A 21,226-nucleotide genomic window follows, 5' to 3' on the forward strand; every position below is an offset into this window, starting at 1 on the left:
GCAAGCTCAACCCATCCTACGAAGAGCATCCCGGCACAGCCCTTCTAGCGTCCTCTCGAAATCCTTCGTCTTCCTATGCCTGTAACTGACGCCAGGCAAGCCGCGGCCCTACACTGTGGCTAAGCTTCAGCCCGACGTTTCACGGAAGACACCCATGCCCCTCACCCGCTGGCTGCCCGGCCTGGACAACCTGCTGCACTACCGCTCCGCCTGGCTGCGCCCGGATGTCGTCGCCGGCCTGTCGGTGGCGGCCATCCAGATTCCCACCGCCATCGCCTATGCCCAGATCATCGGCTTCCCGGCCCAGGTCGGGCTCTACGCCTGCATCCTGCCGATGCTGATCTACGCCCTGGTCGGCAGCTCGAAACAGCTGATGGTCGGCCCCGACGCCGCCACCGCGGCCATGGTCGCGGCGGCCATCACCCCGCTGGCGGCGGGCGACCCGCAGCGCCTGTTGCAACTGTCGATGATCGTCGCGGTGATGGTCGGCCTGCTGTCCATCGTCGGCGGTCTGGTGCGCGCCGGCTTCATCGCCAGTTTCCTGTCGCGGCCGACCCTGGTGGGCTACCTCAACGGCATCGGCCTGAGCCTGATCGCCGGCCAGTTGGGCAAGCTGCTGGGCTACCACACCGAGACCAGCGGTTTCCTCGCCGGCCTGCTGGCCTTGCTGCGCAACCTCGGCAGCACGCACTGGCCGACCCTCGCCCTGGGCGTGGCGACCCTGCTGCTGATGATCCTGCTGCCGCGGCGCTACCCGAAGATTCCCGGCGCCCTGGTCGGCGTGCTGTTCGCCACCCTGGCCAGCGTGGCGCTGGGCCTGGACCGCTACGGCGTCGCCCTGCTCGGCGCCGTGCCCCAGGGCCTGCCGGAGCTGAGCTGGCCGCGCACCAGCGTGCAGGAAATGGGCAACCTGTTCCGCGACGCCCTGGGCATCACCATCGTCAGCTTCTGCAGCGCCATGCTCACCGCCCGCAGCTTCGCCGCGCGCCACGGCTACAGCATCGACGCCAGCCGCGAGATGGTCGCCCTGGGCGTGGCCAACATCGGCGCCGGGGTGTCCCAGGGCTTCGTCATCAGCGGCGCCGACTCGCGCACCGCTGTCAACGACATGGTTGGCGGCCAGACGCAGATGGTCGGCATAGTCGCGGCATTGGTCATCGGCCTGGCGCTGGTGCTGTTCAGCGCGCCGCTGGGCTGGATTCCCATGCCGGCCCTGGGCGCGGTGCTGCTGATGGCCGGCTGGGGGCTGATCGACTTCAGCGCGCTCAAGGGCTTCTGGCGCCTCTCGCGCTTCGAGTTCGGCCTGTGCCTGCTGACCACCGTCGGGGTGCTCAGCGTCGGCGTGCTGCCGGGCATCTTCGTGGCCATCGTCATCGCCCTGCTGCGCCTGCTGTACCTGACCTACAAGCCGAGCGACGCGGTGCTCGGCTGGGTCCACGGCATCGACGGCCAGGTCGAGCTGAGCCGCTACCCGCAGGCGCACACCCTGCCGGGCCTGGTGATCTACCGCTTCGACGCGCCGTTGCTGTTCTTCAACGCCGACTACTTCAAGCAGCGCCTGCTGCAGGTGGTGGCCGAGACCAAGGCGCCGCGCGCCGTGCTGCTCAACGCCGAGGGCGTGCTGAACCTGGACGTCAGCGGCCTGACGGTGCTGCGCGAGGTGCAGCAGACCCTGGCGGCGCAGGACGTGCACCTGTCCCTGGCGCGGGTGCCGCGGGAAACCCTGGCGATGCTGGAGCGCTCCGGCCAGTTGGGCGAGCTGAAGCCGCCGCTGGTGTTCAGCTCGGTGCGCGCGGGGGTGAACGCCTACCGGCGCTGGTACAAGCGCCAGCAGGAGGCCGCCGCAAGCGCAACTGTTCTTGCCCTGGGCAGGCCTGCGGCCCCCTCACCCTAACCCTCTCCCGGAGGGAGAGGGGACCGTTCGGAGTACATGGGTGTTTCGGCGTTAGCCGGCTAGCACAGGGACTGCCGGCTGAAACCGGGCCGTCTCTCGGCACGGACTAGCCCCTCTCCCTCCGGGAGAGGGCTGGGGTGAGGGGAAAGCCCGAGCGCAGATGTCATTCCCCTGCAGGAGCGCGCCCTGCGCGCAAATCGAGTCCGCTCCAGGGGCTCGGTGCTGCCTACAGGCGGAACTGCCCCACCATCCCCTGCAGGTCGCGGCTGAGCTGGGCCAGTTCGACGCTGGAGGAGGCCGTGGACTCCATGGCCTGGGCCGATTCGTCGGCGATGCCGCGGATGCTGGTGACGCTGCGGTTGATCTCCTCGGCCACCGCGCTCTGCTGCTCGGAGGCCGCGGCGATCTGCTGGTTCATCTGATGGATCACCGCCACCGCCGCGGCGATCTCGCCCAGCGCGGTCTCGGTCTGCTCGGCGTCGCCGACGCTCTTCTCCACCAGTTGATGGCTGTGCTGCATGTGCTGCACCGAGGCCTGGGCGCCGTTCTGCAGCGCGCCGATCAGCTTCTCGATCTCCGCCGTCGACTGCTGGGTGCGCCGTGCCAGGGCGCGCACCTCGTCGGCCACCACGGCGAAGCCCCTGCCCTGCTCGCCGGCCCGGGCCGCCTCGATGGCGGCGTTGAGCGCCAGCAGGTTGGTCTGCTCGGCCACCGCCTTGATCACGTCGAGCACGCTGCCGATGTTCTGGCTCTCGCGGCCCAGGTCGTGGATGCTGGCGGAGGCCTCGCGCACCGCCTCGGCCAGCTCGGAAATGCGCCCGAGGGTGCGCCGCACTACCTGCTGGCCGCTGGCCACGGTGCCGTCGGCCTGCTCTGCGGAGTGCGCCGCGGCCTCGGCGTTGCGCGCCACTTCGTGGACGGTGGCGGCCATCTGGTTCATCGCCGTGGCCACCTGGTCGGTCTCGGCCTTCTGGCTGTTGACGCCGCTCTGGGTGCGCTCGGTGACGCCGGACAGCGCCTGCGCCGAGGAGGTGATGCGGCCGACGCCTTCATGAAGACGGCTGACGATGCCGCGCAGGCTCTGCGCCATGGCGTCCACCGCGGCCATCAGCTGGCCCACCTCGTCCTTGCGCTCGACGCGGATGGTCTGGCTCAGGTCGCCCTCGGCGATGCGGCTGGCCATGCCGATCACCTGGCGCAACGGGCGCACGATCAGCAGGCTGATCAGCAGCGCGGCCAGGGTACCGACCAGCAGCGCCAGCGCCGCCGAACCGAGCATGGCGCCCACGCTGCTGTGCAACACGCTGACCATGGCCGCCTGTTGCGCGGCGTAGGAGGCATCCACCTGCTGCATCATTTCTTCGGCGCGCTGCGACATCTCGCGGTGCGCCTGCTGTTCCTTGGCCAGGCCGGCGGAGTAGTCGCCGAGGTTGTTGCCGAAGCCGTCGATGTTGGTGGCCACGTCCTTGATCACCGAGACGTAGGCCGGGTCGGTGATTGCAGTCTGCAGTTGCTTCGACAGCTCCAGGGCCTCGTCGGCGGACTTGATGCGCGCATCGCCCGCGGCCTCGCCGTCCTTCTGGTCCAGGCGCGCGCGGGCCTCGTTCAGGCCCTGCAGCACCAGGCGGTAGAGCTGGCCGACCTGGGCCGCCTGCTTGAGCAGTTCCTCGCCGTTCTGGCCCTGGCTCTGCTTGAGTTCGTAGGCGCCGTCGTCGGCCAGGCTGGACTGCAGGATATCCAGGCTGTTGGAGGCGCTGGATACCGACCAGTTGGCGGCCTCCAGGGCCAGGTGGCGGCTCTTGCTGGCCTGCTCGAAGCGGTCGAAGGAAGCCAGGTAGCCGGCCATGGCCTGGGCCACGCGCGCCATGGCCTCGGCCTGGCCGGGGTGGGCCTTGAGCTGCTCGACGTGCCCGGCCAGGACCTTGGCGCGCTGGCGCAGTTGCTCGGCGGCCTTGGGGCTGGCGTCGCGGACGAAGTCCTTCTCGCTCTGGCGCATCTCCAGGACTTCGCGGTTGACCGCGCTCATGGCGTCCAGCAGGGCGAAACGCTGCTCGATGGAGCGCAGCGCGCCGACGCCGATCCCGGCCACCAGCGCCGTCAGCAGCAGCACCAGGCCGAAGCCCAGCGCCAGTTTCTTCGCCGTGCCCAGATTGGCCAACCGCCGTTGCACGAACGCGACCATGCCACCCCTCCCCTTGCCGAATGCCTTGCGGGAGAGTCTTCGACCGAAGCTCTCCCGTTCTTTGTCGTTGCTTTGGGACGGAACATTAGGAGCCGGCCGACCGGCGGAACAAGGGGCGGCGTCGATGATGGCAATTCGATGTTGCGCACGGACATGCGCAGGTCGCATCCAGGACAGTCGCGCGCCAAGGTCCCGGCGCACGGCGGCCTGCGCCCCTATTTGGGGCGGATCATGCTGAAGGTATCGCGGGTGAAGCTGTAGTGGGTGCCGCCCAGGCGGCCGACCAGGTCGAGCTTCGCCGGGTCGACGTGGCGTTCGTCGCGCAGCACGGCGTCGTCGATGTGCGCCAGCAGCACGCGGGCGAAGATCAGGTAGCAGCTGGGCTTGTCCGCCGGGTAGGGCTGGATCTGCGCCAGCTCGCACTCGAAGGCCACGGCAGCGCCGGCCACCCGCGGCGGCGCCACGCGCACGCTGGGCAGGGTGGCGATGCCGACCTGTTCGATCTCGCTGACGCCATGGGGCAGCGTGGCGGCGGTGGCGTTCATGGTCTCGGCCTGGGCGGCGCTGACCAGGTGGATCACCAGTTGGCCGGTCTCGCGGACGTTGCGCAGGGTGTCCTTGACGCTGCCGTCGTCGCGGATGCTGGTGTTGACCATCAGCGTCGGCGGCTCGTCGCTGATGACCTGGAAGAAGCTGAACGGCGCCAGGTTGCCCTGGCCCTGCGCGGACAGGGTGGAGACCCAGGCGATGGGCCGCGGGGTGACGGTGGAGGCCAGCCAGCGGTAGGCATCGGCGGGCGCGAGGGTGCTGAAATCGAGTTGCATGGGAGGGGTTCCTGACTGCCGGGCGGGCCGGAGCGCCCGTCCGCCCGGCGATTATGCCCGCCTTGCCCGCGCCCGGTCAGCGGCCCGCGCGCGATTCCTTGATGTAGAAGCGCGCCTTGCTGGCCTTGTCCAGGCAGCCGCCGTAGGACTCGACCTGCTGCTCGGTCTTGGCCGCGCTGATCAGCGCCAGCGCCTTGGAATAGCTGACGGTGCCGGCGAAGCCCTCGGCCTTGGCCAGGTCCAGCTCGTGCCAGGCGGCGTTCAGTTCGCTGGCGCAGCTGTCGCGGTTGACCGTCTTGCCGGAGCAGCCGGCCAGCACCAGGCTGGCGGCGAGAACTGCGAAAAGTGCCTTCATGACGACCTCCTTGGTGGTTCGGGCGACTTCCAGCTTAGACCGCCGCGGCCCAAGGTTACAGGTGGGTTTGGCGTAGGGCGCATAACGCCTACGGCGTTATGCGCCCGACGTGACGGCCTGCCTTTCGTAGGAGCGGTCTACCGCGGTGGCCGGGAACGCAGGTACTCCACCACCTCGTCGTGGTTGCCGCGGAACTCGATGCGCGATTCCTTGCTCTGCAGCTGGTAGGCGTACATGGGGTCGTAGTATTCGCCCAGCAGCCCTTCGATCCAGCCGCGGTGCAGGTCCACCGCGCCGCTACGGCGCTGTTCGTCCAGGGCCTCGTCCATGATCGCCGCCAGGCGCTGGTAGCGCTCGCCGCCCAGGCGCTTGACGATGCCCGACAGGCTCTTGCGCAGGTAGGCGGCGAAGGCCTCGAACCCCTCTTCCGGCGCGCCCTTCACCTCGACGAACTCGGCGCACAGGTCGATCACGTAGTCCTTGAGGATACGCTCCACCCGGCCCTCGAAGCTGTCCTCCAGCCACACCAGCGGGTAGCCCTGCATGCCCTGGTACAGCTCCAGCGGCAGCGAGCAGCTGCCGACGATGCGCCCCTCGTCCTCCAGCACGAACTGGCTCAGGCCGGCGTGGCGCTTCTTCAGGATGTCGATGGCCAGGCGGTTCTCGAAGTCGATCTGCGCCGGCTGCGGCGTGGCCCGGCGGCCGAAGCTGGAGCCGCGGTGGTTGGCGTGGCCTTCCAGGTCCAGGGCGTTGTCCAGCTGCGCCACCACCTCGGTCTTGCCGGTGCCGGTGAGGCCGCCGATCAGCACGAAGGAACATTCCTCGGTGGCCGCGCGGGTGGTGTCGAAGAGGAAGCCGCGCAGCGCCTTGTAGCCGCCGACCACGCGCGGGTATTCGATGCCGGCGTCCTTCATCCACTGCTGGACGATCTGCGAGCGCAGGCCGCCGCGGAAGCAGTACAGGTAGCCGTCCGGGTGGCGCCGGGCGAAGTCCAGCCAGGCTTCGATGCGCTCGGCCTTGAGCGGGCCGCAGACCAGCTCGTGGCCCAGAGCGATGGCCGCCTGCTGGCCATGCTGCTTGTAGCAGGTGCCCACCTTCTGCCGCTCGACGTCGTTCATCAGCGGCAGGTTCTCGGTGTGGGGGAAGGCGCCCTTGGTGTATTCCACCGGGGCGCGCACGTCCATCAGCGGGACGTCATTGAGGAAGAGTTCGCGGTAGTGCCGGGTGTTGTCGCGCATCAGGCCACCTCTACCGCGTGACTCTGTCGCTCGACCAGCTCGCCGATGGGCGCCAGTTGCAGGCCCAGCTCGGCGGCAGTGGCGAGGAATTCCGCCTCGCCCTCCGGGGTCACCGCCACCAGCAGGCCGCCGCTGGTCTGCGGGTCGCACAGCAGCAGCTTGTGCAGTTCCGGCAACGGCGCGATGCGCTCGCCGTAGCTGTCGAAGTTGCGCAGGGTGCCGCCGGGCACGCAGCCCTGCTCCAGGTAATACTGCACGTGCTCCAGGCGCGGCACCGCGTCGAAGCGCACCCGCGCGGTCAGGCCGGCGCCGTCGGCCATCTCCACCAGGTGGCCGAGCAGGCCGAAACCGGTGACGTCGGTCATGGCGGTCACCCCGGCGAGCTTGCCGAAGCGGCTGCCGGGCTTGTTCAGGGTGCACATCCAGTCGCGGGCCAGGCCCACGTCCTCGGCGCGCAGCCTGGACTTCTTCTCGGCGGTGGTGAGGATGCCGATGCCCAGCGGCTTGGTCAGGTACAGGCGGCAACCGGCGGTGGCGGTGTCGTTGCGCTTCATGAAGCGCTTTTCCACCAGGCCGGTGACGGCCAGGCCGAAGATCGGCTCGGGGGCGTCGATGGAGTGGCCGCCGGCCAGCGGGATGCCCGCCTCGTCGCAGACCTTGCGGCCGCCGGCGATCACCTCGCGGGCGATCTCCGGGGCCAGCACGTTGACCGGCCAGCCGAGGATGGCGATGGCCATCAGCGGGTCGCCGCCCATGGCGTAGATGTCGCTGATGGCGTTGGTGGCGGCGATGCGGCCGAAGTCGAAGGGATCGTCGACGATGGGCATGAAAAAGTCGGTGGTGGACACCACGCCGCGCTCGCCGTCGATAGCATAGACCGCAGCGTCGTCGCGCGAGGCGTTGCCGACCCACAGGTTCGGGTCCAGGTTCTGCGCGCCGCTGCCGGCCAGGATCACTTCCAGCACCTTGGGGGAAATCTTGCAGCCGCAGCCGGCACCGTGGCTGTACTGGGTCAGGCGGATGGGTTCGCTCATGTTGGCTCCGGGGCGGGAAGTCGATCGGCCGATTCTAGCAAACACCCTTGGCGCCCCGCCCTACCCGGGCGTATCGTCAGTGACATCCGGCGCCGGCCCAGGCCGCCCGCCGCGCCTTGCAATGCGTTGTTTTCAGAGGAATAACCGTCCATGTCGAAACAAGTGGCGCTGGTGCTCGGCTCCGGCGGAGCACGGGGTTATGCGCATATCGGCGTGATCGAGGAACTGGAGCGGCGCGGCTACGAGATCGCCTGCATCGCCGGCTGCTCCATGGGCTCGGTGATCGGCGGCATCTACGCCGCCGGCAAGCTGGGGGAATACCGCGACTGGGTGGAAAGCCTGGACTACCTGGACGTGCTGCGCCTGCTGGACGTCAGCTTCCGCCTCGGCGCCATCCGCGGCGAGCGGGTGTTCGGCAAGATCCACGAGATCATCGGCGACATCAACATCGAGGACCTGCCCATCCCCTACACGGCGGTGGCCACCGACCTCACCAACCAGCAGGAAATCTGGTTCCAGGAAGGCGATCTGCACCAGGCCATGCGCGCCTCGGCGGCCATTCCCAGCCTGTTCACCCCGGTGATGCAGGGCCCGCGCATGCTGGTCGACGGCGGCCTGCTCAACCCGCTGCCGATCGTGCCGGTGGTGTCCAGCCACGCCGACCTGATCATCGCGGTGAACCTCAACGCCACCAACCAGCGCCAGTACCAGTTGCCGGTGATCGAGCGGCCGGCGGCGCTCAAGGGCCGCTTCGACAGCCTGATCGGCAGCCTCGGCGACAAGCTCAGCCGGTTCCGCCGCCACGGCCCGGAGCTGGAACCGCCGGAACTGCGCGCCGAAGCCCTGCTGGAGCCGGTGCCCGACAGCGAGGAACCGGCCGAGCCGGAGATGCAGCAGCCGGCCGCGGCGCCCCTGGGCAAGGGCTCGCCGAAGTCCGCCAGCGGCAGCCAGGTGATCGACAGCAGCAGCCCGGCCTCGTTGCTGGAGCTGGTCAACCAGAGCTTCGAGGTGATGCAGACCTCCCTGGCGCAGTACAAGATCGCCGGCTACCCGCCGGACGTGCTGATCAACGTGCCCAAGCGGGTGTGCCGCTTCTTCGAGTTCTACAAGGCGCCGGAGCTGGTGGCCCTGGGAAGGCAGATCGCCAGCGATACGCTGGACCGGTACGAAGCGGAGAATCCGTAGGGCGCATAACGCCTGCGGCGTTATCCGCCGATTGGCCTGGATCGGTACGAGGTGGAGAATCCGCGTCCACAGGATTGCACCGACCTTTCCACCCGCGCCGAACAGCCCCCTCTCCCGCTTGCGGGAGAGGGCTGGGGAGAGGGTGCTCTTTGCGCGGCTTCGAGCTATCGCGGACGGAGTCCGCTCCTACGACGGGGTTTCGCCTGGCACACAGGTGCGGGCCCTACCCGCGATTCGCGCAAAAGTTGCGCTCCTACGGTTCATGCCGGGCGGCAGGCCCCATTGTAGGAGCGGACTCCGTCCGCGATTTTCATCAGGCATCGCGCAGGCGATAGCCGACGCCGGCCTCGGTGACGATGAAGCGCGGGTTGGCCGGGTCGTCCGCCAGTTTCTGCCGCAGGTGGCCGACCACCACGCGCAGGTAGTGGGTGTCCTCGACGTGGGTCGGGCCCCAGATGTCCTTGAGCAGTTGCTGCTGGGTGACCACCCGGCCCAGGTGCCGGGCCAGGGTGGCCAGCACCGCGTATTCCTTGCGGGTCAGCGCCACTTCGGCGCCGTCTAGGCTCACCCGGCGGTAAGCGAAATCCAGCGCCAGCGGGCCCACTTCGACGCGGGCTTCCTGGCTCTCGCCCTGGTGGCCCTGGCGCAGCAGCGCGCGGATGCGGGCGAGGAATTCCTGGATGCCGAAGGGCTTGGTCACGTAGTCGTTGGCGCCGCCGTCCAGGGCCAGCACCTTCTCGCTCTCGGCGGCGCGCACCGAGAGCACCAGCACCGGCACCTGCGACCATTCGCGCAACTCGCGCAGCACCTCCTGGCCGTCCTTGTCCGGCAGGCCGAGGTCGAGCACCACCAGGTCCGGGCGGTTCAGCGCCGCCTGGGCCAGGCCCTCCTCGCCGCTGCCGGCCTCCACCACCCGGTAGCCGCCGGCGTTGAGGCTGATGCGCAGGAACTTGCGGATTTGCGGCTCATCATCGATGACCAGGATGCAGGCGGCGTTAGCGTTGCTCATCGGGCTCGGCTGGCTGGGGGCGGTGGCGCCTAGCTTGGGCCTTTCAACTACCGGCATCAAGCTGCTCCAGGTCCGGCTGGCGCTGCAGCGGCAGGTGCAGGGTCAGGGTGGTGCCGCGGCCATCCAGGCCGTCGCCGACGCTGATGCGCCCGCCGTGGGCGCCGACCATGCCCTGACAGATCGCCAGGCCCAGGCCGGTGCTCGGCCCGCCGCGGTCGCCCCGGGCGGCGCTGTAGAACATGTCGAAGATCTTCTCGCGCTCGACCTCGGGAATTCCCGGGCCTTCGTCGCTGACGCTGAACTGCAGCTCGTCGCCGACCTGCGCGGCCTGCACCCGCAGGCGCCCGCCCGGCGGCGAGAAGCGCGCGGCGTTCTCCAGCACGTTGACCAGCGCCTGCTCGATCAGCGCCGCGTGCACGTACAGCAGCGGCAGTTCGGCCGGCACTCGGGTCTCCACGCGGTAGGGCGCGAGCAGCGCGCGCAGGCGGTGCACGGCGCTGCCGACGATGTCCTCCGGGGCCACCCAGTCGCGCGCCAGCTTCAGCCCGCCCTGGCCCAGGCGGGTCATGTCCAGCAGGTTCTGGATGTAGCGGTCCAGGCGCTCGGCCTCGTCGCGGGTGCTTTCCAGCAGTTCCTTGCGGTCGGCCGGGGGAATCGCGTTGCCCAGGGCCAGCAGGCTGTCGATGGCACCGCGCATGGTGGTCAGCGGGGTGCGCAGGTCGTGGCTGACCGAGGCCAGCAGAGCGCTGCGCAGTTGCTCGGTCTCGCCGTGCAGGCGCGCGGCTTCCAGGTCGTCGGCCAGGCGCGCGCGGGCCAGGGCCTGGGCCAGCGGCTGGCCGAGGGCGGCGAGCAGGCGGCGGCGCTGGCCGGGCAGCGGCTCGCCGTCCTTGGGCCGCACGCCGAGCAGCGCCAGCGGCCCCTCCTCCGCCGACAGCGGCCACCACCACCAGCGCCCCGCCGGCAATGTGCCGGTGCCCAGGCCGGCCGGCTGGTCGTGCTGCCAGGCCCAGTCGGCGGCGGCGCGCTCCTGCTCGTCGAAGCCGCGGGCGTGGCCGCTTTCCACCTTCCAGTCGTCGTGCTGGCGGGCCAGCACGCAGATGTCCAGGTCATTCCACAGGGCGAACTGCTGGGCGGCGGCGGCCAGCACCGCCTGGCGGTCGGTGGCGGCGGTGAGCTTGCGCGAGAGTTCCAGCAGCGCGCCGGTCTCCTCCTGGGTGTCGCGCAGCACTTGCAGCTGGCGGCGCTGGCGCGCGGCGAGGTTGCCGGTGAGCGCGGCCATGAGCAGGAAGAACAGCAGGGTCAGCACGTCCTGCTCGCGCTGGATGGAAAGGGAGAAGTACGGCGGGATGAACAGGAAGTCGTAGGCCAGGAACGACAGCACCGCGCACACCAGCGCCGGCCACAGGCTGCTGCGCACCGCCACCAGCAGCACCGCGGCGAGGAACACCAGGGAGATGTTCGGCAGCTCCAGCAGGCGCGACACGCCCCAGGCCAGGGCGCTGGCCCCGGCGGCGGCCAGGGCCGCCAGCAGGTAGTCGCGCCAGTGGCCGCGCTCGCCGCGGCGCGGGGTGGCCGGGGCCAGGTCGGCCTCGCTGTCCAGCACGCTGACTTCCAGGCCTTCGCCCAGGCGCAGCAGGCGCGCCGCCAGGCCGCCGCCGAACAGCCGGCGGTACCAGCGCTGCCGCGAACGGCCGACCAGGATCAGGCTGGCGCGGCGCTCGCGGGCGTGCTCGACCAGGGTGCGCGCCACTTCCCCGCCGCGCAGTTGCACCACCTCGCCGCCCAGGCGCTCGGCCAGTTGCTGGGCGTTCTGCAGGTACAGGCGCGATTGCTCGTCGCGGGCGTCGCCGGTGTCGACGTGGACCAGGCTCCAGGGCAGGTGGCGGCGCTCGGCCACCCGCGAGGCATGGCGCACCAGGCGCTCGGCGTTGCGCTCGCCGTCCACGCCCAGCAGCAGGCGGCCGCGCAGCGCCGGGGCCTCGCCGCCCTGCTGGCGGTAGCGGTGCGCCAGGTCCGCATCCACCCGCGCGGCGGCGGTCTGCATGGCCAGTTCGCGCAGGGCAGTGAGGTTGGTCTGGCTGAAGAAGGCGTCGATGGCCGCCCTCGCCTGTTCCGGCACGTAGACCTTGCCTTCGCGCAGGCGCTCCAGCAGCTCGCGCGGCGGCAGGTCCACCAGCAGCAGTTCGTCGGCTTCCTGCAGCACCCAGTCGGGCACCGTCTCGCGCACCTGCACGCCGGTGATGTCGCGCACCTGGTCGTTGAGGCTTTCCAGGTGCTGGACGTTGACCGTAGTGTAGACGTCGATGCCGGCGGCGAGCAGTTCCTGGATGTCCTGCCAGCGCTTGGCGTGGCGGCTGCCGGGGGCGTTGCTGTGGGCCAGCTCGTCGACCAGGGCGAGCTGCGGCGGCTCGCGCAGCAGGCCGTCGAGGTCCATCTCGGCGAGGTGGATGCCGCGGTATTCCGAGCGCAGCAGCGGCTGCTGCGGCAGGCCGGCGAGCAGCGCCTCGGTCTCGGCGCGGCCGTGGGTCTCGACGATGCCCACGCGCAGGTTCACGCCCTGGCGCAGCTGGCCCTGGGCGGCCAGCAGCATGGCGTAGGTCTTGCCCACGCCGGGGGCGGCGCCGAGGAACACCTTGAGGCGTCCGCGGCCGTTGCGCTCCAGGTCCGCGAGCAGGGCGTCGGCGCGCTTGGGATCGGTCATGCTGGCCTCCAGGGGGTTGCGCGCAAGTCTAGCGAGGCAGTTGCTCGAGGGCCATGTTCAGGGCCAGCACGTTGACCACCGCCGGGCCCACCAGCGGCCGCCGGGTGTGCGCCTCGACCAGGTTGTGCACGGCCTGCTCCGGCAGGCTGCGGGCCTGGGCGATGCGCGGCACCTGGTAGAGCGCGGCGTCCGGCGGCAGCTGCGGGTCCAGCCCGCTGCCGGAGGTGGTGACCAGCGCCAGCGGCACCGGGCGCCCGGCCACCGCCTCGGCGGCGGCGTCCTTGGCGATGCGCTCGGCCAGCGCCGGGTTGCCCGGGGCCAGGTTGGAGGCGCTGCTGGAGACGGTGGCGTAGTCGCCGGCCGAGGGCCGTTCGTGGAACCACTGCGGGCCCTCGAACTTCTGCGCCAGCAGCGCCGAGCCGCGGACTTCGCCCTTGGCGTCGCGCACCAGGCTGCCATTGGCCTGTGCGGGGAAAGCCACCTGGGCGACGCCGGTGACCAGCAGCGGATAGGCCACGCCGGTGACCAGCGAGAGCAGGGCCAGGGAGGCGATGGCGGGACGGATGTGATTGAGCATTTTCGGTTTCCTCTGGATTGCAGAACGATCCCCGTAGGAGCGGATCTCATCCGCGAAGCGTGGACAAAGACCGGGCCCGTAGGATGGGTTGAGCGAAGCGATACCCATCGCCACGGCCGGCAGTCCCGTTCAGGCCAGGCCCAGGGCCACCAGCAGCAGGTCGATGGCCTTGATCCCGATGAAGGGCGCGATGATCCCGCCCACCCCGTAGATCAGCAGATTGCGCCGCAGCAGGTGCATGGCGTCGCTGGCCGCCACGCGCACGCCGCGCAGGGCCAGGGGGATCAGCGCGATGATGATCAGCGCGTTGAACACGATGGCCGAGAGGATGGCGCTCTGCGGGCTGGCCAGGCGCATGACGTTGAGCACCTGCAGCTGCGGGTAGATGCCGGCGAACAGCGCGGGCAGGATGGCGAAGTACTTGGCCACGTCGTTGGCCACCGAGAAGGTGGTCAGCGCGCCGCGGGTCACCAGCAGTTCCTTGCCCACCTGGACCACGTCGAGCAGCTTGGTCGGGTCGCTGTCCAGGTCCACCAGGTTGGCCGCCTCGCGGGCCGCCTGGGTGCCGTCGTTCATCGCCATGCCGACGTCCGCCTGGGCCAGCGCCGGCGCATCGTTGGCGCCGTCGCCGCACATGGCGACCATGCGTCCCTCGCCCTGCTCCTGGCGGATGCGCGCCAGTTTCTTCTCCGGCGTGGCCTCGGCGATCACGTCGTCCACCCCGGCCTCGGCGGCGATGGCCGCGGCGGTCAGTGGGTTGTCGCCGGTCACCATCACGGTGCGGATGCCCATGCGGCGCAGTTCGGCAAAGCGCTCGCGGATGCCCGGCTTGACCACGTCCTTGAGGTGGATGACGCCCAGCAGCCTGCCGTCGGCCACCACCAGCAGCGGGGTACCGCCGCTCTGGGCGATGCGTTCGACTTCCTTGGCCAGGCTTTCCGGCATGTCGTCGCGGGCGCGGCCGACGAAGGCCAGGGCTGCGTCCACCGCGCCCTTGCGGTACACGCGGCCGTCGAGGTCGACGCCGGACAGCCGTGTCTCGGCGCTGAAGGCGATGGGCGTCAGCTGCTCGCGCGACGGCTCCGGCAGGATGATCTGCGCGCGGAGGAACTCGACGATGGACTTGCCCTCCGGGGTGTCGTCGGCCAGCGAGGCGAGGAAGGCGCCCTCGGCCAGCTCCGGCGCGGTCACCCCGGGCGCGGCGTGCAGCGCAGCGCAGCGGCGGTTGCCGAAGGTGATGGTGCCGGTCTTGTCGAGCATCAGCACGTGCACGTCGCCGGCGGCCTCCACCGCGCGACCGGACTTGGCGATCACGTTCAGCCGCACCAGGCGGTCCATGCCGGCGATGCCGATGGCCGAGAGCAGGCCGCCGATGGTGGTGGGGATCAGCGTCACCAGCAGCGCCACCAGGAACACCAGCGGCAGGCTGCCGCCGGCGAACAGGGCGAAGGGCTTGAGCGTCACCACCACCAGCAGGAAGATCAGCGTCAGGCCGATCAGCAGGATGTCCAGGGCCACCTCGTTGGGCGTCTTCTGCCGCTTGGCGCCCTCCACCAGGGCGATCATGCGGTCGAGGGTCGACTCGCCGGGGTTGACGCTGATACGCACCAGCAGCCAGTCGGAAACCAGCCGGGTGTTGCCGGTCACGGCCGAGCGGTCGCCGCCGGACTCGCGGATCACCGGCGCCGATTCGCCGGTGATGGCGGCCTCGTTGACCGCCGCCACGCCCTCGATCACCTCGCCGTCGCCGGGGATCAGCTCGCCGGCCACCACGCGCACCACGTCGCCCTTGCGCAGGCTGGTGGCCGGCACGCTTTCGTAGGCGCCGTCGACGTTCAGGCGCTGCGCCATCAGGCCTTGGGTGCCGGCCTTGAGGCTGTCGGCGCGGGCCTTGCCGCGGCCCTCGGCGAGGGCCTCGGCGAAGTTGGCGAAGAGCACGGTGAACCACAGCCAGGCGGCGATCTGCGCGGCCACCGACAGCGGCACCGCATCACCGCCGGTGAAGCACAGCACGGTGGTGAGGATGGCGGTCAGTTCCACCACCAGCATCACCGGCGAGCGCTGCAGCTGGCGCGGGTCGAGCTTGACGAAGGCCTGCAGCAGCGCCGGCCTCCACAGCGCGGCGAAGCTCAGGCTGTGGCGTTTCTCGGGGGCGGACGTGGCGCTCTTGAGCGGCATGTCCTGGGTCTTGGCGTTCATCTATCGGCTCCTCAGAAGCCCAGGGTCAGGTGATCGGCCACCGGGCCGAGAACCAGGGTCGGCAGGAAGTTCAGGCCACCGACCAGGAGGATGGTCGCCGCCAGCAGGCCGACGAACAGCAGGCCGTGCGTGGGGAAGCTGTTCGGCCCCACCGGCACGCGCTTCTTGGCCGCCAGGCTGCCGGCGATGGCCAGCACCGGGACGATGTAGCCGAAGCGGCCGATGAGCATGGCCAGGGCGATCATCAGGTTGTGGAACGGGGTGTTGGCGCCGAAGCCGGCGAACGCCGAACCGTTGTTCGCGGTGCCCGAGGTATAGGCGTAGAGCAGCTGGCTGAAGCCGTGGGCGCCGGGGTTGCTCACCGCGCTCGCCGGGCCCGGCAGGCTGGCGGCGATGGCGCCGAGCACCAGCACGCCGACCGGCATCACCAGCAGGGTGGCGACCAGCAGGCGGACTTCGCGGGCCTCCAGCTTCTTGCCCAGGTATTCCGGGGTGCGGCCGATCATCAGGCCGGCCAGGAACACCGCGACCAGGACGAACAGCAGCATGCCGTAGAGGCCGGCGCCGACGCCGCCGAAGACCACCTCGCCGAGCATCATGTTGAACATCGCCACCAGGCCGCTGAGCGGGTTGAGGCTGTCGTGCATGGCGTTCACCGAGCCGTTGGAGGCGGCCGTGGTGGTCACCGCCCAGAGCACGCTGGCGGTGGTGCCGAAGCGGCTCTCCTTGCCTTCCAGGGGCGCGCCCTGGGTGATCGGCAGGTGCGCCAGCGCCGGGTTGGGCTGGTACTCGGCCCACAGGGCGACGCCCAGGCCGACGACGAACAGCAGCAGCATGCAGCCGAGGATGGCGCGGCTCTGGCGCAGGTCCTTGACGTAGTGGCCGAAGGTGAACACCAGCGCCGCCGGGATCAGGATGATCGACGCCAGCTCGAACAGGTTGGCCCAGGCCGTGGGGTTCTCGAACGGGTGCGCCGAGTTTACGCCGAAGAAGCCGCCGCCGTTGGTGCCCAGTTGCTTGATGGCGATCTGGCTGGCCGCCGGGCCCAGCGGGATGGACTGCTCGGCGCCCTGCAGGGTGGTGGCATGGACGTAGTCCAGGAAGGTCTGCGGCACGCCCTGCCAGACCAGCAGCAGCGCCAGGACCAGGCACAGCGGCAGCAGGCCGTAGAGGGTCGCGCGGGTCAGGTCGACCCAGAAGTTGCCGAGGTGCTGCGTGGACTTGCGGGCGATGCCGCGGGCCAGCACCACCAGCACCGCCAGGCCCACCGCCGGGCTGACGAAGTTCTGCACGGTCAGGCCGAGCATCTGGCTCAGGTAGCTCAGCGCCGCCTCGCCGCTGTAGGCCTGCCAGTTGGTGTTGGTGACGAAGCTCACCGCGGTGTTGAAGGCCAGGGTCCATTCCAGGCCCGGCAGGTGCTGCGGGTTGAGCGGCAGCGCGCCCTGGCCGACGAGGATGGCGAACAGCAGCGCAAGGCCGGCCAGGTTGAAGGCGAGCATGGCCAGGGTGTAGGTCTTCCAGTCCTGCTCGGCCCGCGGGTCGATGCCGCAGACGCGGTAGACCAGGCGCTCCACCGGCGCCAGCACCGGGCTGAGGAAGGTGCGCTCGCCCTCCATCACCTTGTAGTAGAAGCGCCCGAGCAGGGGCGCGGGCAGCAGCACCAGGGCGAAGAAGGCGGCGATCAGCAGCACGTCATGGCTGTTCATGCAGGCTCCTTAGGCGCGGTCGGCGCGCAGCAGCGCCACCAGCAGGTAGATGAAAAGTCCCGTGGCCAGGACCAGGGACACCCCGTCGAGCACGCTCATGTCTGTCTCTCCTCACGCAGGCGGATCCTTGCGATGGCGAAATTGTCCGCAAAGGGGGCGTAAAGAAGCGATTGGCGGGGCTTCCGGCGGGCATAAAGAAAGCGTAAAGAAGCGCTGTGGCGCGGCTTTGTAAGCACGCCGATACATTGACGACACTCTGTCGATATCCGTTGCCGTCAACCTTGCCTACCGTGGCCCCCCGTGCGACGGCGGGTTAGCATTGACCCCGCGCCCCGGGCGCTCCCAGCGACAGGTACTGCATGTTTCCCTCCAGCCCCACCTCCAGCCAAGACAGCCAGCGCCGCTGGACCATCCGCGCCCTGCTGGTGGACGACGACGAGCCGATCCGCGAACTGCTTTGCGGCTACCTGGCGCGCTTCAACATCGAGGCGCGCGGCGTGGCCGACGGCGCGGGCATGCGCCAGGCGCTGGCCGAGGAGAACTTCGACGTGGTGGTGCTGGACCTGATGCTGCCCGGCGAGGACGGCCTGTCGCTGTGCCGCTACCTGCGCAGCGAATCGGACATCCCGATCCTCATGCTCACCGCGCGCTGCGAGCCGGCCGACCGCATCATCGGCCTGGAACTGGGCGCCGACGACTACATGGCCAAGCCCTTCGAACCGCGCGAGCTGGTGGCGCGCATCCAGACCATCCTGCGCCGCGTGCGTGGCGACGAGGCGCGCAACGAACCGCGCGCCCAGGTGCGCTTCGACCAGTGGCGGCTGGACAGCGTGCTGCGCCAGCTGCACTCCCCGGAGGGCCTGGTGGTGCCGCTGTCCAACGCCGAGTTCCGCCTGCTCTGGGTGTTCCTCGAGCGCCCGCGCCGGGTGCTCAACCGCGAGCTGCTGCTGGACGCCGCGCGCGGCCGCGCCATCGAGGCCTTCGACCGCAGCATCGACCTGCTGGTCTCGCGCCTGCGCCAGAAGCTCGGCGACGACCCGCGCTCGCCGCGGCTGATCAAGACCGTGCGCGGCGAAGGCTACCTGTTCGACGTCCGTGACATCGCCTGACCCCGGCCCGGCCAAGGAGGCCAGATGAAGAAGCGCTCGCTGCAGCTCGCCGACAGCCTGTTCGCCCGCCTGTTCGGGGTGTTCCTGCTGGCCATCGTGGTCGCGCACCTGCTGGCCTTCGTCTGGTTCAGCCACTTCCGCCATCCCGGCCCGCCTCCACCGCCGCCGCCACCGCCCCATGAGCAGTTCGAGGGACACATGGTCGGCCCGCCGCCGCCCCCGCCGCCGCGGTTGCCGTTCTGGAGCATGCCCTTCCTGTTCCAGTTGCTCGCCCTGGTCGGCGCCGCCTGGTTCGGCGCGCGCCTGCTCGCCAGCCCGGTGGAGCGCCTGGGCAATGCCGCGCTGCAGCTGAGCGAGGACCTGGACAGCCCGCCGCTGCCGGAAACCGGGCCGCAGGAGGCGCAGCGCGCGGCACAGGCCTTCAACCGCATGCGCGAGCGCATCCGCGAGCAGGTGCAGCAGCGCGGCCGCATGCTGGTGGCGGTGTCCCACGACCTGCGCACGCCGCTGTCGCGGCTGAAGCTGCGTGTGGAGGAGATCGACAACCCGCAGCTGCGCGCGCGCTTCGCCCAGGACCTGGGCGAGATGATCGGCATGCTCGACTCCACCCTGCACTACCTGCACCAGGAGCGCACCAGCGAGGCGCTGCAGTGGTTCGACGTCAACGCCCTGGTCGAATCGCTGGCCGAGGACGCCTGCGAGCATGGCGCCCGCGTCAGCGTCGAAGGCCAGTGCGCACCGCTGAAGGTGCAGCCGCTGGCCCTGCGCTCGTGCCTGTCGAACCTGCTGGACAACGCCCTGCGCTACGCCGGCGAGGTGCAGCTGATACTGCGCGACAGCGGCCAGCAGGTGGAGATCCTCGTCCGCGACCACGGCCCGGGCATCCCCGCGCAGATGCGCGAGCAGGTATTCGAGCCCTACTTCCGCCTGGAAGGCTCGCGCAACCGCAACTCCGGCGGCGTCGGCCTGGGCCTGGCCATCGCCCGCGAGGCGGCGCGGCGCCACGGCGGCGACCTGCACTTCGAGGAAACCCCCGGCGGCGGCGCCACCGCGGTGCTGCGCCTGCCGCGCGCCTGAGGTTTTGTCGGCCGCCGCATACAAAGCGCACATACCGCCGACAAGGCGCCCATCGAACCTGCCAGGACCGGAACTCCAGTTCCGGACCTATAACCTCATGGAGGCAGTCCGATGATCAGCGGAGTCAGCAGCTACAGCAGCTATTACAGCAGCGCCGCGCTCGCCAGCACCCAGCGCAGCGCCAGCAGTTCCAGCAGCACCACCAGCACCAGCGGCAGCAGCGACAAGGCGCAGAAATTCGCCGCCGACCTGTTCAAGTCCCTCGACAGCGACGGTGACGGCAGCGTCAGCTCCAGCGAGCTGGACAGCGCCCTGTCCGCCTCCGGCAGCGACAGCGGCGACATCGACATCGATTCGCTGCTGGCCCAGCTGGACAGCGACGGCAGCGGCGGCATCAGCCAGGACGAGCTGAGCAGCGCCCTGCAACAGGCCCAGGGCGACATGCCGCCGCCCCCGCCGCCGCCCTCCTCCGACCAGGCCGCCAGCGACCTGCTGTCGTCCCTGGACAGCGATGGCGACGGCAGCATCAGCAGCGACGAACTCAGCGCCGCCAGCGCCTCCGGCACCGACAGCAGCAAGCTGTTCAGCGCCCTGGACAGCGACGGCAACGGCAGCATCAGCCAGGACGAACTGAGCAGCGCCCTGCAACAGGCCCAGGGCGACATGCCGCCGCCTCCGCCGCCCGCTTCCGGGGAAACCGACAGCAGCCTGACCAGCAGCAGCAGCGAGACATCCAGCACCAACAGCGGCTCGGCCGGCGCCGAAGCCGTGCAGCAGATGCTCGCCATGCTGGCCAGGCACTACCAGGACAGCAGCGCCGCCAGCTACCAGAACACCAGCGGCAGCCTGGTCAATATCGCTGCCTGAGTCTCCTGCCGGCTGCGCCGGGGCGCTTGCGAAACCCATCGGACCATGGCGATGGGTATCGCTTCGCTCAACACCATCCTACGGGTGCCGGGATGCTCCCGTAGGGCGCATAACGCCTACGGCGTTATCCGCCGTTTTCATCGGGCACCGGAAGGTTCGGCGTAATCCTGCAGGAGCAGCTGTCTTGCCAACTGCGCCGAGATGCTTTTCGTAGGATGGGTTGAGCTTGCGAAACCCATCGGACCATGGCGATGGGTATCGCTTCGCTCAACACCATCCTACGGGTGCCGGGATGCTCCCGTAGGGCGCATAACGCCTACGGCGTTATCCGCCGTTTTCATCGGGCGCCGGGAGGTTCGGCGTAACCCTGTAGGGGCAGCTGTCTTGCCAACCGCGCCGAGATGCTTTTCGTAGGATGGGTTGAGCTTGCGAAACCCATCGGACCATGGTGATGGGTATCGCTTCGCTCAACACCATCCTACGGGGTGTTGTGCTTGCCGGACTCCGTCTGCGATTTCGCGCGCAGGGCGCGCTCCTACAAGGGGACGATCCGCGCCTTGCCAGCCCCCCACCGCTGCAGTAGCCTGTCCGGCCTAATCATCCGATGATTGGATGTCTATATGGCCAATCCCCTCAAGCGCTCCCTGGTCGACATCGCCCTGGAGCAGATCCGCCAGCGCATCGACAGCGGCGCCTGGGCCCTCGGCCAGCGCCTGCCGCCGGAACCGGAGCTGGCGGAAATCCTCGGCATGAGCCGCAACACCGTGCGCGAGGCGGTGCGCGTGCTGACCTTTTCCGGCGTGCTGGAAGTGCGCCAGGGCGACGGCACCTACGTGCGCGCCTGCGCCGACCCGCTGGACACCATGCTGGCCCTGGCCCGCGGCTCCATCGAACAGGCCCTGGAAGCGCGCGGGGTGATCGAGGTCGAGGCCGCGCGCCTGGCCGCCCTGCGCCGCAGCGACGCCGACCTGGCCGCCCTGCGCCAGGCCCTGGCGCTCAGCGCGCAGCACTTCGGCGGCGACCTTCAGGCCTACGTCGAGCACGACCTGGCCTTCCACCAGCGCGTGGTGGACAGCGCCCACAACCCGCTGCTGAGCGAGCTGTACCGCTACTTCTCGCAGGTCATCCGCGCCGGCCTGCAACACACCATCAGCGAACCCGGCCGCCCGCAGCCGGCCTTCGAGCTGCACCAGCAACTGCTGGACGCCCTGGAGCGCCAGGACGCCGAGGCGGCCGCGGCCGCCAACCGCGCGCTGCTGATCTGACTTC

Annotated in this window: 17 protein-coding genes and 1 pseudogene; 6 read left to right on the plus strand and 12 right to left on the minus strand. The window is 69.9% G+C overall.

Features of this window, described 5'->3' with window-relative positions; translation table 11 throughout:
- The first annotated feature begins 154 nt into the window (after positions 1 to 154).
- Positions 155 to 1,894 (plus strand): SulP family inorganic anion transporter, encoded by a 1,740-nt coding sequence (locus PcP3B5_RS19455; RefSeq protein WP_061562173.1) that lies wholly within the window; start codon positions 155 to 157, stop codon positions 1,892 to 1,894.
- Positions 1,895 to 2,120: 226 nt separating this feature from the next.
- Here PcP3B5_RS19455 and PcP3B5_RS32630 read toward each other — a convergent pair whose 3' ends face one another.
- The 6 genes and pseudogenes from PcP3B5_RS32630 to selD form a co-directional block, all read right to left on the minus strand.
- Positions 2,121 to 3,002, minus strand: a complete 882-nt coding sequence (locus tag PcP3B5_RS32630) for a methyl-accepting chemotaxis protein (RefSeq protein ID WP_371263881.1) — start codon at positions 3,000 to 3,002, stop codon at positions 2,121 to 2,123.
- A 24-nt stretch (positions 3,003 to 3,026) separates the two neighbouring features.
- A pseudogene (locus PcP3B5_RS32635) lies at positions 3,027 to 4,244 on the minus strand (HAMP domain-containing protein); the annotation flags it as partial.
- 47 nt (positions 4,245 to 4,291) lie between these two features.
- Positions 4,292 to 4,900, minus strand: a complete 609-nt coding sequence (locus tag PcP3B5_RS19465) for a flavin reductase family protein (protein ID WP_061562175.1) — start codon at positions 4,898 to 4,900, stop codon at positions 4,292 to 4,294.
- A gap of 76 nt (positions 4,901 to 4,976) precedes the next feature.
- The gene (locus PcP3B5_RS19470) at positions 4,977 to 5,255 is read right to left on the minus strand and encodes a hypothetical protein (protein WP_009618591.1); all 279 of its coding nucleotides are present in this window, start codon (positions 5,253 to 5,255) and stop codon (positions 4,977 to 4,979) included.
- A gap of 137 nt (positions 5,256 to 5,392) precedes the next feature.
- Positions 5,393 to 6,493: a tRNA 2-selenouridine(34) synthase MnmH gene (gene mnmH / locus PcP3B5_RS19475; RefSeq protein WP_061562176.1), complete on the minus strand. Its 1,101-nt coding sequence runs from the start codon at positions 6,491 to 6,493 to the stop codon at positions 5,393 to 5,395.
- A complete protein-coding gene (selD, locus tag PcP3B5_RS19480; protein ID WP_061562177.1) occupies positions 6,493 to 7,527 on the minus strand; it encodes a selenide, water dikinase SelD in 1,035 nt (344 codons plus the stop codon). The genes mnmH and selD overlap by 1 nt, the downstream gene beginning before the upstream one ends.
- Before the next feature lie 150 nt (positions 7,528 to 7,677).
- On the opposite strand from selD, the gene PcP3B5_RS19485 reads away from it, so the two are divergent.
- The gene (locus tag PcP3B5_RS19485) at positions 7,678 to 8,712 is read left to right on the plus strand and encodes a patatin-like phospholipase family protein (protein ID WP_009618585.1); all 1,035 of its coding nucleotides are present in this window, start codon (positions 7,678 to 7,680) and stop codon (positions 8,710 to 8,712) included.
- 313 nt (positions 8,713 to 9,025) lie between these two features.
- Here PcP3B5_RS19485 and PcP3B5_RS19490 read toward each other — a convergent pair whose 3' ends face one another.
- The 6 genes from PcP3B5_RS19490 to PcP3B5_RS19515 form a co-directional block, all read right to left on the minus strand.
- Positions 9,026 to 9,721, minus strand: coding sequence for a response regulator (locus PcP3B5_RS19490; protein ID WP_061562178.1), 696 nt, complete (start codon positions 9,719 to 9,721; stop codon positions 9,026 to 9,028).
- A gap of 43 nt (positions 9,722 to 9,764) precedes the next feature.
- The gene (locus PcP3B5_RS19495; protein ID WP_061562179.1) at positions 9,765 to 12,422 is read right to left on the minus strand and encodes a sensor histidine kinase; all 2,658 of its coding nucleotides are present in this window, start codon (positions 12,420 to 12,422) and stop codon (positions 9,765 to 9,767) included.
- Between the two features lie 28 nt (positions 12,423 to 12,450).
- A complete protein-coding gene (gene kdpC, locus PcP3B5_RS19500) occupies positions 12,451 to 12,999 on the minus strand; it encodes a potassium-transporting ATPase subunit KdpC (RefSeq protein WP_009618579.1) in 549 nt (182 codons plus the stop codon).
- 129 nt (positions 13,000 to 13,128) lie between these two features.
- Positions 13,129 to 15,198: a potassium-transporting ATPase subunit KdpB gene (gene kdpB, locus PcP3B5_RS19505; protein WP_420820136.1), complete on the minus strand. Its 2,070-nt coding sequence runs from the start codon at positions 15,196 to 15,198 to the stop codon at positions 13,129 to 13,131.
- A gap of 11 nt (positions 15,199 to 15,209) precedes the next feature.
- Entirely contained in the window at positions 15,210 to 16,904 is a 1,695-nt protein-coding gene (gene kdpA / locus PcP3B5_RS19510) for a potassium-transporting ATPase subunit KdpA (RefSeq protein WP_061562180.1), read from the minus strand.
- A 9-nt stretch (positions 16,905 to 16,913) separates the two neighbouring features.
- Positions 16,914 to 17,003, minus strand: a complete 90-nt coding sequence (locus PcP3B5_RS19515; RefSeq protein ID WP_061562181.1) for a K(+)-transporting ATPase subunit F — start codon at positions 17,001 to 17,003, stop codon at positions 16,914 to 16,916.
- A 260-nt stretch (positions 17,004 to 17,263) separates the two neighbouring features.
- Here PcP3B5_RS19515 and PcP3B5_RS19520 point away from each other — a divergent pair, with 260 nt between their 5' ends.
- From PcP3B5_RS19520 to PcP3B5_RS19535, 4 genes are all read left to right on the plus strand, one after another.
- Positions 17,264 to 18,013 (plus strand): response regulator, encoded by a 750-nt coding sequence (locus PcP3B5_RS19520; RefSeq protein WP_009618571.1) that lies wholly within the window; start codon positions 17,264 to 17,266, stop codon positions 18,011 to 18,013.
- 24 nt (positions 18,014 to 18,037) lie between these two features.
- Positions 18,038 to 19,090: a sensor histidine kinase gene (locus PcP3B5_RS19525; RefSeq protein ID WP_061562182.1), complete on the plus strand. Its 1,053-nt coding sequence runs from the start codon at positions 18,038 to 18,040 to the stop codon at positions 19,088 to 19,090.
- Positions 19,091 to 19,201: 111 nt separating this feature from the next.
- Positions 19,202 to 19,957, plus strand: a complete 756-nt coding sequence (gene xopAW / locus PcP3B5_RS19530; RefSeq protein ID WP_061562183.1) for a XopAW family type III secretion system calcium-binding effector — start codon at positions 19,202 to 19,204, stop codon at positions 19,955 to 19,957.
- A gap of 620 nt (positions 19,958 to 20,577) precedes the next feature.
- Positions 20,578 to 21,222 carry a FadR/GntR family transcriptional regulator gene (locus PcP3B5_RS19535; protein WP_009618564.1) on the plus strand — a complete coding sequence of 215 codons (645 nt, stop codon included), beginning with the start codon at positions 20,578 to 20,580 and terminating at the stop codon, positions 21,220 to 21,222.
- The last annotated feature ends 4 nt before the right edge of the window (positions 21,223 to 21,226 follow it).

This window comes from Pseudomonas citronellolis (assembly GCF_001586155.1).
GTDB classification, from domain to species: domain Bacteria; phylum Pseudomonadota; class Gammaproteobacteria; order Pseudomonadales; family Pseudomonadaceae; genus Pseudomonas; species Pseudomonas citronellolis.